Here is a 12796-nt window from a genome sequence, read left to right on the forward strand (position 1 = left end):
ACCTATAGCAGCCGTCCGCCGCCGGCAATCAGTGGCGGGCCAGCAAGGCGCGCAGGCGGGCGCTGGCCCGGGTCGGCCGCTGCAGCCAGGGCGCCAGCAGGCGCGTCACCTGCGGAATCACCAGGTAGGTCATCAGTGGCGTCAGGGCCAGCGTGGTGACCAGCACCCGGGCCGGCATCGGCCAGTCGGCCAGGTAGCCGCCGAACAACAGGTTGAACAGCAGCGACACCGGAAAGAACGCCAGCCAGATCACCAGGCTCTGTTTCCAGCGCGGCGGGCGGGTGGCCTCGTTGAACCAGCCGTCCAGGCCCAGGGCGCGGTGCTCGTGGGGACGGTCGAACAGGCCCTGGCCGCGCTGCAACCAGGCCTGGCGCGAGGCCGAGTGCTCCCAGGCGGCCAGGCTGTCCGGGTCGCTGAAGCGGAAGATCATCTGGAATTCGTTGTCGCCGGGCGGCGGGGCGAGCATCCCGGAACCGAGGTAGCCGGGGAAATCGGCGGCCAGGCGTTCGCCTTCATGCATCCATTCGATGAATGCGGTGTAGTGGGCAGGCTCGACGCGGCGAGCAACCAACAGGGTCATGGGCGGGGTAGGCATCCTGCGACTCCTTGCGGTGACCGCCCGGGTAGGGCGGATACGGTTACGCGCCCCAGGGGTGGCGGGGCGCGCTCGGAGCGCAATCATGCAAGCTGCAAGCCGAAATGCAAGTGGTCTTGTGACGGACGTGCGGGTGTGCGCGCCGAACCGGGCATCTCGCGAATGAATTCGCTCCCACGGGTTGGCGTGAGGATGCTGGTCGGTGGCGAAGAGGATTGGTTGTCGGTGCGAGCGGCACCGGCATGGAGCAATGGATCAGTGGGCCTGTGCCTCGTGGTGCAGCGTGACCAGCAGATCCTGCAGGCGCGCCAGGCCGTTACGCTGCAGCGGGGTGATGCGATACGCCGCCAGCCCTTCCTCCAGCACGCGCACCTGCTTGCCGCGCAGCGACAGGGTGGATTTGTCCGGCAGTACCATCCACAGGGTGAAGTTGTTCGGCAGCGAGGCGCCGGCCACCAGTGCACCGTTGAGCGAGAGCTGGCGCACCGACAGGCCGGTGGCCGCGCCAGCGCGGTCCAGCAGCGCCAGCGGTGTGGCCAGGGTGGCGCGCCACGGACGTTCGACCAGGCCCTTCTCGAAGATCTGCGGCGTTTCCAGCTGCAACTGCAGGGTTTGCACCTCGTCACGATTCAGACGCAGCGGGAAGCTCAGGCGCTGACCATTGACCTGGGCCTCGACGGTCAGGTGCGCGTCATCACCCAGGCTGGCCAGCAGGGCATGGATGGCGGGGCTGCTGTCGAGCACCAAGCGACTGGTGTCGTGCGTGACGGAAGGCGTGGGCTCATCCAGCAACTGCTGGAGGAAGGCCAGTTCGTCACGGGTGAGCAGCGGCTCGTTGCGCATGGGGAAATCTCGAAGCGAAGCGGTAACCGATTGTAAGACTCGGCTATTCGACGTTTGTTGCAAGCGGTCCCGTTTCTTCCGATAAGCGGTTCCCATAAATGCAACTCCCGGCTGGATATCGGTTTTGCGGCATAATGCCGCGATTCTTGAGCGGTCACGTGGGAGTTTTTCATGAAAATCGCGATTCTGAGCGGCAGCGTGTACGGCACGGCCGAGGAAGTGGCCCGCCACGCCGAGCAGCAGTTGCAGCAGGCCGGCTTCGAAACCCGCTATCAGCCGCGGGGCGAATTGGCCGAACTGATCGCCTGGGCGCCCGAAGCGCTGCTGGTGGTCACCTCGACTACCGGCATGGGCGACCTGCCGGACAGCCTGCAGAAGATCCACGCCGCCCTGCGCGATCAGCCGCCGGCTTGGTACGGCTTGCCCGGTGCGGTGATCGGCCTGGGCGATTCCAGCTACGGCGACACTTTCTGCGGCGGCGGCGAGCAGATCCGCGAGCTGTATGCCGAGCTGGGCATCCGCGAAGTGCTGCCGATGCTGCGCCTGGACTCCAGCGAGACGGTCACCCCGGAGCTGGATGCCGAACCCTGGCTGGCCGAGCTGGCCGTCGCCCTGCGCGGTTGAACCGTTGAACAAGCCGGGGGAGACCCGGCGGTAGATGCCTTGTCGAGGAAATTCATGAGTCAGGTGCTGGATGAACTGGTGGCTCTGCTGAGCCTGGAAACCATTGAGGAAAATCTGTTTCGTGGCGCCAGCCAGGACCTGGGGTTTCCCCAGCTGTTCGGCGGCCAGGTGCTTGGCCAGGCGCTGTCCGCCGCCTGCCAGACGGTGATTGCCGATCGCCATGTGCACTCGCTGCACGGTTACTTCCTGCGCGCGGGCGATGCCCTGCTGCCGGTGGTCTACCAGGTGGAGCGGGTGCGTGACGGCGGCAGCTTCAGCACCCGGCGGGTCACCGCGATCCAGAAGGGTCAGCCGATCTTCTTCTGCAGTGCCTCCTTCCAGGCCGACGAGCCGGGCTTCGAGCACCAGCCGAGCATGCCGGAGGGCATCGAGGCGCCGGAAAACCTGCCCAGCGAAATGGACCTGTTCAGCCCGCATGCCGAGCGCATCCCGCAGCCGATGCGCGACAAGATCTTCTGTGCCAAACCGATCCAGATTCGTCCGGTGAACCCCGGCGATCCCTTCCGGCCGAAACCCAGCGAGCCGCTGAACATGTACTGGTTCAAGGCCGACGGCAGCCTGTCGGCCAACCCGGCGCTGCACAAGTACCTGCTGGCCTACGCCTCGGACTTCGGTCTGTTGACCGCGTCGCTGCGTCCGCACGGCGCCTCGTTCTGGCAGCCGGACATGCAGGTGGCCAGCCTCGACCACGCCTTGTGGTTCCACCGCGACCTGAAGATGGACGACTGGCACCTGTACGTTCAGGAAAGCCCGTGGAGCGGCGGCGCGCGGGGTTTCAGCCGCGGCAGCATCTTCAACCGCGCCGGCGAACTGGTGGCCTCGGTGGCCCAGGAAGGACTGATCCGTCGTCGGGAGAGCCGTGCATGAACTTGCGCGATGTCCGGCACTGGGTGTTCGACATGGACGGCACACTGACTGTCGCCGTGCATGATTTCGCGGCGATTCGCCGGGCGCTGGACATTCCCGCCGAGGACGACATCCTCGTCCACCTGGCCGAGCTGCCGGCCGAGCAGGCGCGGGCCAAGCGGGCCTGGCTGCTGGAGCACGAGCGTGAACTGGCACTGGCCGCGCAGCCGGCGCCCGGCGCGGTGGCACTGGTGCGGCACCTGTGCGAACGCGGCGTGCGCCTGGGCGTGCTGACGCGCAATGCTCACGAGCTGGCTCAGCTCACCCTCGACGGCATCGGCCTGGGCGACTGCTTCGAGCGCGATGATGTTCTCGGCCGTGACGAGGCGCCGCCCAAGCCGCATCCCGGCGGCCTGCTGAAGCTGGCGGCGCGTTGGGAAATACCCACACGGAGCCTGGTGATGGTCGGCGACTACCGCTTCGATCTGGAGTGCGCCCGCGCCGCCGGCGCGCGCAGTGTGCTGGTCAACCTGCCGGGCAACCCCTGGCCGGAGCTGGCCGACTGGCACGCCCGCGATTGTGCAGAGCTGCACGGCTGGCTGCGGTAGGACGGCTGCCCGCGCCCGTCGCGGGGTCGTGGGGGCGGCGTTAGCTGCGATGTTCTGGTCGAAGCGTTCGTGCAGGCCATAGCCACACGCTCGCTGAAGTCGTTCCCACAGGTCCGGGCGGTCGGTTCTTTCCGGACGGTGTGCCCGAACGCGCCACCTACAACCGTGGCGCCTCGAAGGTATCGCAGCGCCCGGCCTCGCCGCTGTCGAAGCCGATGCGGAACCAGTGCACCCGTTGTGCGGATGAGCCATGGGTAAAGGAATCCGGCACCACCTGCCCCTGGGTGCGCTTCTGCAGGCGGTCATCGCCGATCGCGCTGGCGGCGTTCAGCGCTTCCTCCAGATCGCCTTCCTCCATCCAGTCCAGGCGCCGCTGCGCATGGTGCGCCCAGACGCCGGCCAGGCAGTCGGCCTGCAGTTCCTGACGCACCAACAATCCGCCTGCTCCCTCAATCGGTTCGCCACGCTGACGGGCGGCCTCGACCTGACGGGAGATACCCAGCAGGGTCTGCACATGGTGGCCCACTTCGTGGGCGATCACGTAGGCCTGGGCGAAATCACCGGCGGCGCCGAAGCGCTGCTCCAGTTCCGCGAAGAATTGCAGGTCCAGGTACACCTGCCGGTCGGCCGGGCAGTAGAACGGGCCGACCGCCGAGGACGCGAAACCGCAGGCCGAATTGACTCCGCCGCTGAACAGCACCAGGCGCGGATGTTCATACTGGCCGCCCGCCTGTGCGAACAGCGCGTCCCAGGTGTCCTCGGTGTCACCCAGCACGGCGCGCACGAACTGGCTGTGCGGATCGTCGGCCGACGGGGGAGCGGCCTGCTGTCCGACCCCCGGTGTACCGCCCGGACCGGCCAGCTGGCCGAGGATCTGCAGCGGGTCCTGGCCCATCATCAGGCTCAGGACCACCACGATGGCGATGCCGCCCAGGCCCAGCCCGCCACCGACGCGCAGACCGCGTCCACCGCTGCGGGCATCCACCACGTTGTCGCTTCGACGGGCACGTTTCCAGCGCATGGCAGCTCTCCGCAAATCGACGTGGCGTTGAGTATGGTCGATGGGCCGTCCGGCTGGCGGCTTGTCGCGTTCCGATGCGGCGACCTAGGATTACCCTGTCATTGAGGCAGGTATGACAGATGAAGCGTCCCTCGTTACCCACCACCGTGCTGGCCTGCGCCCTGGCTGCCGGTTGCCAGGCGGTGAACACCACCAGCGGCGGCGCCGTGGGCGTCGATCGCAAGCAGTACATGTTCAGCATGCTGTCGACCGAGCAGGTCAACCAGATGTACGCGCAGTCGTACCACGAGGCCATCAGCCAGGCGGCCAGCGCGGGCGTGCTGGTGAAGGGGACTGCCGATGCCCGGCGGGTACAGACGATTTCCCAGCGCCTGATCGCCCAGGCCCCGGTGTTCCGGCCGGATGCCGCCCAGTGGCCCTGGGAAGTCAGCCTGATCTCCAGCCAGGAGATGAACGCCAACTGCGGGCCGGGCGGCAAGATCATGGTCTACACCGGGCTGATCGAGCAGCTGAAGCTGACCGACGACGAACTGGCCGCGGTGATCGGCCATGAGATTGCCCATGCCCTGCGCGAGCACAGCCGCGAAGCCCTGTCCAAGGCCTATGGCGTGGAGTTGGCCACCCAGCTCGGCGCTGCGCTGGGCGTGGGGCAGGGCGGCTTGCAGATGGCCAACCTGGGTGTCGAGTACCTGATGACCCTGCCCAACAGTCGCGGCAACGAGAACGAGGCGGACCTGATCGGCCTGGAGCTTTCGGCGCGTGCCGGCTACGACCCGAACGCCGCCCTCACGCTGTGGGAAAAGATGGCCCGCGCCGCCAACGGCGCGCCGCCGGAATTCATGAGCACCCACCCGTCTTCCAGCACGCGCATGAGCAACCTGCGCGAGACCATTCCCAAGGTGATGCCGCTCTACCGGCAGGCGACGTCGCGGTAGGACAGGCAACGCTTTATTGTCCGCCGTCACGCCGGAACGGGCGCCCCTGGCGGTCAGATAGAGCGCTGACCGCCCTACGCCAATACCCGCTTCATAGGGCGGACAACGTCTTTCTTGGCCGCCGTCGCGCGGTTTCGCTCAATGAGCGCCCAAGCAAGGGGCTGCTCCGCTGCTACCCCAGCAGCCCTGCCAGGTGCAGGGCCTGATAGGCGGCATACAGTCCCAGCAGCAGGAAGGCCAGCGCCGCCAGGCGATGGATCAGCTTCAGCGGCAGGCGCTCGGCGGCGAAGTTGCCGGCCAGCACCACCGGCACGTTGGCCAGCAGCATGCCCAGCGTGGTGCCCAGCACGACCATGACGAAGTCCGGGTACTGCGCGGCGAGCATCACCGTGGCGATCTGCGTCTTGTCGCCCATTTCGGCGAGGAAGAAGGCGATCAGCGTGGTGATGAAGGCGCCATGACGCTTGAAGCGGCTGCCTTCGTTCTCGTCCAGGGTGTCGGGAATCAGCGCCCAGGCCGCCACTACCAGGAAGGCCACGGCCAGCAGGCTGTGCAGCAGCACCGGCGTCAGCCAGTCGGCGATCCAGTTGCCCACCGCGCCGGCGGCGAAATGGTTGGCCAGGGTGGCAACGACGATCCCGGCGATGATCGGCCAGGGCTTGCGGAAACGGGCAGCGAGCACCAGGGCGAGCAACTGTGTCTTGTCGCCGATTTCGGCCAGGGTGACGATTCCGGTGGGGACCAGCAGGGATTCCAGCATCAGGCTTCCTAAAGGGGTGGGTCGACAAGAGAACGCAATGACACGCACGCCCACCCACCCCGGGTCGGGTCGTTCGTGTCACAGGTCTTGTCAAACCCCAGGCTTCAAGCCTGTCGGGTCGCCGGCGCCATGGTCTGTGGACCAAGCATGTTGACGCGGGCCGCGCGAGCAGGGCGCTCGCAGGAGACTACTCCCCCAGGACGGCGGGCATTCTGCCCAACGAGGCGGGTGGGTGCAAGCCTGACGTCCTGCCGCTTAACCGCTCCTCGTGCGACCGGCGGTACCGGTGCGATGGTGGACAAGGAAAACGTTGTCCATCCTACGTAGGGTGGATCGCGCTTCATCGATCCACCAACGCACTGCAAGATGCGGCCGGCGAGGTGCGGCCGGCAAGGTGCGCCGTGCAGTCACCCAAAAGCATCGCGGCTAAAGCCCCTCCCACCAGTCCCGGTCAGGAGCTGCGCCGCGCCCGGTAGATGCGGAATCCCTGCCTCTCGGCCAGTGTGACGCACGGACCCAGGTGCTGCTCGATCAGCGGCGGGTACTTGAGGAAGCTGTTGGCCACCAGCCGCAGTTCGCCGCCGGGGCGCAGGAAGCGGGCAGCGTCGCGCAGCAGGGTTTCGCTGGCCTGGTAGTCGGTGTGCACGCCCTGGTGGAACGGCGGGTTGCTGACGATGGCCGCCAGCCCGGTGGGCGCGGCGTGAATGCCGTCGCCGGCGATCAGCTCGGCGTCCAGGCCGTTGGCGGCCAGGGTCAGGCGACTGCTGGCCAGGGCGAAGGCGTCCACATCCAGCATCAGCAGCGGACTGGCCGGGTAGCGGCGCTTGAGCACCGCGCCGAGCACGCCGGCGCCGCAGCCGAAATCCAGCAGCGGCCCGGCCGGCAGGTCTTCCAGATGCTCCAGCAGCAGGGCGCTGCCGGCGTCGAGGCGTCCATGGCTGAACACGCCGGGCAGGGTGACCACCTGCAGCGGGCCGTCGGCCAGCGGCAGCTCGTAGCGTTGCGCCAGGTCTTCCAGCACCGGGACCGCGGGTGCCTGTTCGACCTGCACCTGCCACAGCTGGCAATGCCGGGCGCTGTCCAGCTTGCGCGGCGTGCCATAGGTGGCCAGCTGCTTGGCGGCGCGTTCCACGCCGGCACGCTTTTCGCCGACCAGGTACAGCAACTTGCCCGCCAGCTGGGCGGCCAGGGACTGCAACAGGTAATCGGTCAGCTCGCGGGACTTGGGCAGGAACAGCACGGCGGTCTCGAACCGCGTCTCGGGCGGCGTGGTGCCGAACCGGCTGCGCTCGGGGAAGCGTGCCTGCAGTGTGGCCTGCTCGCCGGCGTGCCAGCTCCAGCCAATGGCGTCGGGCAGGGCGGCGAGCAGGTCGTCGGCCGGCAGGCCGGCCAGCAGCACCGTGCCGGTGAACAGCTCGGCCTGGCGCAGCAGCACTTCGCTTCGTGGATCCATGGGAGGTCTCCTGTCAGCCGACCACGCGCAGCGCTGCGCCGGCGCGGAAGGCGCGGGCGTTTTCGGCCAGTTGTTCGAGGATGCGCTGGCGCGCCTCGCGGCTGCCCCAGGCGCAGTGCGGGGTGAGGATAAGCCGGGGGATGTCCGGCGCAAGCAGCGGATTGCCGTTGCGCGGCGGCTCCTCGCTGAGCACGTCGCTGGCCGCGCCGCCCAGGTGGCCGCTGCGCAGGGCGTCGGCCAGGGCCTGTTCATCCACCAGTCCGCCGCGTGCGGTGTTCACCAGCAGCGCGCCGGGCTTGAGCAGCGCCAACTCGCGGGCGCCGATCAGTTTGCGGGTCTGTTCGGTGAGCGGGCAATGCAGACTGAGGGCGTCCACCTGCGGCAGCAGCTGGTCCAGCGGCAGATAGCCGGGGCGCGCCGGCCGCCCCGGCAACTGGCCGAGCAGCACGCGCAGGCCGAAGGCCTCGGCCAGCCGTGCCACGGCGCCGCCCAGCTCGCCATGGCCGAGGATGCCCAGGGTCTTGCCGGCCAGTTCGACGATCGGGAAATCCAGCAGGCAGAACTGCGGCGCCTGCTGCCAGCGGCCGGCACGCACGGCGGACTGATAGTCGCTGAGATTGCCGGCCAGGGCGAGCAGCAGCATCAGGCAGTGCTGGGCCACCGAGGCGGTGCCGTAGCCCTGGCAGTTGCACACGGTGATGCCGCGCGCCCGGGCGGCGGCCAGGTCGACGTTGTTGGTGCCAGTGGCGGAGATCAGCACCAGCTTCAGCTCCGGGCAGGCGGCCAGCACCTGCTCGGTCAGCGGCACCTTGTTGCTGATTGCCACCTGGGCGCCGCGCAGGCGTTCGATGACTTGCTCCGGCGTGCTGGCGCTGTGCAGCGTCAGGCGGTCGAAGCAGGCATGCAGGCTGCTGAAATCAAGGTCGTCGAGGGTGGCGGAGTCGAGGAAAACGGCGTTGAAGGACATGGCGGCGGGGCTGCAGGTATAGAAAGCGAGAGGTTAACAGAGGCTGACAGGACCGTGGTTTGGGTAGGGCGGTCGGCGCCGTTCCGGCCGCCGGTGCGGCCCGACCAAGGCTTCGGTAGGGGGGAAGGTGGCCAACGCGTTGCGTTGGCCACCCTGCCGAAACTCCTGCCAGCGCTCGCGGACAGGTCCGCCCCCACAGGAGCAATAGCATGTGCCCTGTGGGAGCGAATTCATTCGCGAGCTATTCGGCGGTCAGCCCGCCACCAGCACCCGAATGGCTTCCAGGCGCAGCGAGGCCTTGTCCAGGTAGCTCAGGCCGTCCTCGCGCTGGCGGCGCAGCGCCTCGATTTCGCTGTCGCGCACGCTCGGGTTGACCGCCTGAAGGGCGGTGAGGCGCGCCAGTTCCTCGTCCAGCTCGGCAGCGAAGCGCTGCTTGGCCTCGGCAACGCGCTCGGCGTGGCGCGGCGCCATCTTGTCCTCGGCCAGCTTGAACTGCTGGCTCAGCACATCGCGCTGGGCCTGCACGAACTTGTTGGCGCTGGCGCGCGGCACGCTTTCCAGCTGGTCGTTGAGGGTGTCGAAGCTCACCTTGCTGGCCAGGTCGTTGCCCTTGGCATCCAGCAGGCAGCGCAGCGCCTGGGGCGGCAGCACACGGCCGAGCTGCAGGGCGCGCGGCGCCACCACGTCGCTGACGAATAGCAGCTCGAGCAGCACGGTGCCGGGCTTGAGCGCCTTGTTCTTGATCAGCGCCACCGAGGTGTTGCCCATCGAGCCGGACAGCACCAGGTCCATGCCGCCTTGCACCATCGGGTGTTCCCAGGTAAGGAACTGCATGTCCTCGCGGGCCAGCGCCTGGCTGCGGTCGTAGGTGATGGTCACGCCCTCGTCGTCGCCGAGCGGGAAGCTGGCGTCCAGCATCTTCTCGCTCGGGCGCAGGATCAGCGCGTTCTCCGAATGATCTTCGCTGTGGATGCCGAAGGCGTTGAACAGCTCTTCCATATAGATGGGCAGGGCGAATTCGTCGTCCTGCTCGAGGATCGCCTCGACCAGCCGCTCGCCTTCGCCGGCGCCGCCGGAGTTGAGTTCCAGCAGGCGGTCACGGCCGCTGTGCATCTCGGCTTCCAGGCGCTCGCGCTCGGCGCGGGCCTCATCGAGCAGCGCTTGCCAGGGCTTGTCGTCGCCGCCGTTGAGCTGTTCCAGCAGGCGAGGGCCGAACTGCTGCTGCAGGGCGTTGCCGGTCGGGCAGGTGGCCAGGAAGGCATTCAGCGCCTGGTGGTACCACTGGAACAGACGCTGCTGGGCACTGCCTTCCAGGTAGGGCACGTGCAGCTGGATGCGGTGCTTCTGGCCAATGCGGTCCAGACGTCCGATGCGCTGTTCGAGGAGGTCCGGGTGGGCCGGCAGGTCGAACAGCACCAGGTGATGGGCGAACTGGAAGTTGCGGCCCTCGGAACCGATTTCCGAACAGATCAGCACCTGGGCGCCGAACTCTTCGTCCGCGAAATAGGCGGCGGCACGGTCGCGCTCGAGGATGCTCATGCCCTCGTGGAACACCGTGGCCGGGATGCCGGAACGCAGGCGCAGCGCTTCTTCCAGGTCCAGCGCGGTCTCGGCGTGGGCGCAGATGACCAGCACCTTGTGCTGCTTGAGCAGCTTGAGGGTGTCGATCAGCCATTCCACGCGCGGGTCGAAGCGCCACCAGCGCGCTTCCTCCGCGTCGCCGGCATAGCCGAGCTCCGGATACAGCTCGGCCTGCTCGCCGGGCAGGTCCTGGTACTGCTCGGGTTGCGGCAGCGGGTAGGGATGCAGCTCGCGCTCCGGGAAGCCACGCACGGCGGCGCGGGTGTTGCGGAACAGCACGCGGCCGGTGCCGTGGCGGTCGATCAGCTCGCGGATCAGGCGCTGGCTGGCCTGGATGTCGCCATCGGTGACGGCGGCCAGCAGGGCTTCGCCTTCCTCACCGAGAAACTCATGGATGGTGCGGTGCGCCTGTTCCGACAGGCGCCCGTTGTCGAGCAGCTCCTGCACGGCCTCGGCCACCGGACGGTAATGCGCGCTCTCGGCGCGGAACGCCTGCAGGTCGTGGAAGCGGCTCGGGTCGAGCAGGCGCAGGCGCGCGAAGTGGCTGTCCTGACCGAGCTGCTCCGGGGTGGCGGTGAGCAGCAGCACGCCGGGAATCGCCCCGGCCAGGCGCTCGACCAGCTGGTATTCCGGGCTGGCGTGCTCGGGGTGCCAGACCAGGTGGTGAGCTTCGTCCACCACCAGCAGGTCCCAGCCGGCGGCCAGCAGGGCATCGGCGGCCTTGGCGTCGTCCTTCAGCCATTCCAGGGCGACCAGCGCCAGCTGGGTGTCCTCGAAGGGGTTGTCGGCATCGCTCTCGGCGAAGCGCTCGGCATCGAACAGCGCCACCGGCAGGTTGAAGCGCCGGCGCATTTCCACCAGCCACTGGTGCTGCAGGTTCTCCGGCACCAGGATCAGCACGCGGCTGGCGCGCCCGGAAAGCAGCTGGCGGTGGATGACCAGGCCGGCCTCGATGGTCTTGCCCAGGCCCACTTCGTCGGCCAGCAGCACGCGTGGGGCGATGCGGTCGGCCACCTCGCGGGCGATGTGCAACTGATGCGGGATCGGCTGCGCGCGGGCGCCGCCCAGGCCCCACAGCGGCGACTGCAGGATGCGGCCGCGGTGGGCCAGGCTGTGGTAGCGCAGGGCAAACCAGGAGAAGGGGTCGATCTGCCCGGCGAACAGGCGGTCGCTGGCCAGGCGGAACTGGATGAAGTTCGACAGCTGGGTTTCCGGCAGCGAGCAGGTCTCGTTCTGCTCGTTCAGTCCGTGGTATACCAGCAGCCCATCGACGTCCTCGACTTCGCGCACGGTCAGCTTCCAGCCTTCGAAATGGCTGATCTCGTCGCCGGGCGCGAAACGCACGCGGGTCAGCGGAGCATTGCGCAGCGCATACTGACGGGTATCGCCGGTGGCTGGGTAGAGTACGGTCAACAGACGGCCATCCTGAGCCAGAATGGTGCCGAGACCCAGCTCGGCCTCGCTGTCGCTGATCCAGCGTTGCCCCGGTTGATACTGCTGCTGCGCCATTCGCGTCTCCGTTGGTGAAAAAGCCGGGTATGGTACCGGAAGCGCAGAGGGATTCCACAGTTGGCGTGCGTAGCTGCTAAAGGGGCACCGCCGGCTGCCGACAGCTTGGACAACAAGGAGAACAATCATGTTGCCGCCGATCCTGCCCAACCAGATCCCCGTGACCAGCCAGCAGGACCCGCCCAAGCCCAAGCCGGACATTCCGCCCGTGGTGCCCACCCAGCAAGCCGGCAAGGAAGGCGCGGTCAGCCTGGACAAGCGCAATCCGGAGGAAACCGCCCTGCGGCTGCGCGAGGAACAGGAGCGCCGGCAGCGCCAGCAGCGCGAGCGTGACCGCATCAAGAAAGCCCTCGACGAAGGCGAGGAAGACCTGGAAGCCCTGGAGGCCAGCCTGGACCCGAGCGTGCCGCGCAAGGGCCTGTGGGTGGATATCAAGGCCTGAACGAGCCGAACCCGCATGACCGAAAAGCCCATCGATTTCGCCGCCGAGCGCGAAAAGCGCATCCACGACCTCAAGGAAAAGCGCCTGAACGAAGTCCGCGAGGCCTTCGAGCGGGCGTTGCCGCTGCCCAAGGGCAAGAAGCCACGCGGCGGCAAGAAGAAGCGCTGAGCGCCCCGCCGGCCTGTTCGGGCCGGTCTCCCTCTGTTTCCAATTGTTTCGGCGACGTTCCCCGCAGGTCGGGCGAACCTGCGTCGCAGCGCGCCTCACTCTTGATCTGGATCAGGTGCAGCATCCTGCCGCATGGGCGGGGCGTCGCAAACTTGACTTGGGTCAATGGGCGCCGACGGTCCTCTGGCAATCTGCGATCAACCAGCACGTGGTGAGGAGCCCGGACATGTTTATCGATGAAGTGGTATTGGCAGGCGTACTTATCGTCGGACTCTGCGTCGTCTTCTGCGCCGGGTTCGCCTATTTCATCTGGAAGGACTCGAAGAAAACCAAGAGCAACTGATCCTTCCTGATCAAAGAGCACGCAAGGCATTTTGGGCGACT

Annotated in this window: 14 protein-coding genes and 1 riboswitch; of the genes, 7 read left to right on the forward strand and 7 right to left on the reverse strand. The window is 67.7% G+C overall.

Translation table 11 applies throughout. The features are described from left to right. Nucleotides 1–28 precede the first annotated feature (28 nt). Entirely contained in the window at nt 29–595 is a 567-nt protein-coding gene (locus SF06_RS02870) for an antibiotic biosynthesis monooxygenase (RefSeq protein WP_027590803.1), read from the reverse strand. A 255-nt stretch (nt 596–850) separates the two neighbouring features. Further along, nucleotides 851–1438, reverse strand: coding sequence for a hypothetical protein (locus tag SF06_RS18480; protein WP_051587460.1), 588 nt, complete (start codon nt 1436–1438; stop codon nt 851–853). A gap of 171 nt (nt 1439–1609) precedes the next feature. On the opposite strand from SF06_RS18480, the gene SF06_RS02880 reads away from it, so the two are divergent. Genes SF06_RS02880 through SF06_RS02890 form a run of 3 tightly spaced genes read left to right on the forward strand, consistent with a single transcriptional unit; the run spans nt 1610 to nt 3576 of the window. Beyond that, nucleotides 1610–2062, forward strand: a complete 453-nt coding sequence (locus SF06_RS02880) for a flavodoxin (RefSeq protein ID WP_027590802.1) — start codon at nt 1610–1612, stop codon at nt 2060–2062. 54 nt (nt 2063–2116) lie between these two features. Further along, a complete protein-coding gene (locus tag SF06_RS02885; RefSeq protein ID WP_039559889.1) occupies nt 2117–2989 on the forward strand; it encodes an acyl-CoA thioesterase in 873 nt (290 codons plus the stop codon). Continuing rightward, nucleotides 2986–3576, forward strand: coding sequence for an HAD family hydrolase (locus SF06_RS02890; RefSeq protein WP_039559890.1), 591 nt, complete (start codon nt 2986–2988; stop codon nt 3574–3576). Before SF06_RS02885 ends, SF06_RS02890 begins: the two co-directional genes overlap by 4 nt. A gap of 157 nt (nt 3577–3733) precedes the next feature. On the opposite strand, the gene ypfJ is transcribed toward SF06_RS02890, so the two are convergent. Beyond that, nucleotides 3734–4597: a KPN_02809 family neutral zinc metallopeptidase gene (gene ypfJ / locus SF06_RS02895; protein WP_039559892.1), complete on the reverse strand. Its 864-nt coding sequence runs from the start codon at nt 4595–4597 to the stop codon at nt 3734–3736. Between the two features lie 119 nt (nt 4598–4716). Here ypfJ and SF06_RS02900 point away from each other — a divergent pair, with 119 nt between their 5' ends. After that, entirely contained in the window at nt 4717–5532 is an 816-nt protein-coding gene (locus tag SF06_RS02900; protein WP_039559893.1) for a M48 family metallopeptidase, read from the forward strand. A gap of 172 nt (nt 5533–5704) precedes the next feature. Here SF06_RS02900 and SF06_RS02905 read toward each other — a convergent pair whose 3' ends face one another. The 4 genes from SF06_RS02905 to rapA form a co-directional block, all read right to left on the reverse strand. Beyond that, nucleotides 5705–6292, reverse strand: a complete 588-nt coding sequence (locus SF06_RS02905; protein ID WP_039559896.1) for a TMEM165/GDT1 family protein — start codon at nt 6290–6292, stop codon at nt 5705–5707. Nucleotides 6293–6312: 20 nt separating this feature from the next. Further along, nucleotides 6313–6500, reverse strand: a riboswitch (yybP-ykoY riboswitch). Nucleotides 6501–6743: 243 nt separating this feature from the next. Further along, nucleotides 6744–7745, reverse strand: coding sequence for a methyltransferase (locus SF06_RS02910; RefSeq protein ID WP_039559897.1), 1002 nt, complete (start codon nt 7743–7745; stop codon nt 6744–6746). Nucleotides 7746–7758: 13 nt separating this feature from the next. Next, nucleotides 7759–8712, reverse strand: a complete 954-nt coding sequence (locus tag SF06_RS02915; protein WP_039559899.1) for a 2-hydroxyacid dehydrogenase — start codon at nt 8710–8712, stop codon at nt 7759–7761. A gap of 252 nt (nt 8713–8964) precedes the next feature. Next, nucleotides 8965–11802 carry an RNA polymerase-associated protein RapA gene (gene rapA, locus SF06_RS02920; RefSeq protein ID WP_039559900.1) on the reverse strand — a complete coding sequence of 946 codons (2838 nt, stop codon included), beginning with the start codon at nt 11800–11802 and terminating at the stop codon, nt 8965–8967. 127 nt (nt 11803–11929) lie between these two features. Here rapA and SF06_RS02925 point away from each other — a divergent pair, with 127 nt between their 5' ends. The 3 genes from SF06_RS02925 to ccoM all read left to right on the forward strand — a co-directional run bounded on the left by SF06_RS02925 (nt 11930) and on the right by ccoM (nt 12755). Next, a complete protein-coding gene (locus SF06_RS02925) occupies nt 11930–12244 on the forward strand; it encodes a hypothetical protein (RefSeq protein WP_039559902.1) in 315 nt (104 codons plus the stop codon). 15 nt (nt 12245–12259) lie between these two features. After that, nucleotides 12260–12412, forward strand: a complete 153-nt coding sequence (locus tag SF06_RS18485; protein WP_169745294.1) for a hypothetical protein — start codon at nt 12260–12262, stop codon at nt 12410–12412. A gap of 226 nt (nt 12413–12638) precedes the next feature. After that, nucleotides 12639–12755, forward strand: coding sequence for a cytochrome c oxidase subunit CcoM (ccoM, locus tag SF06_RS18865; RefSeq protein WP_039559904.1), 117 nt, complete (start codon nt 12639–12641; stop codon nt 12753–12755). Nucleotides 12756–12796: the final 41 nt, after the last annotated feature.

It is taken from the genome of Pseudomonas flexibilis (assembly GCF_000802425.1).
GTDB classification, from domain to species: Bacteria; Pseudomonadota; Gammaproteobacteria; order Pseudomonadales; family Pseudomonadaceae; genus Serpens; species Serpens flexibilis.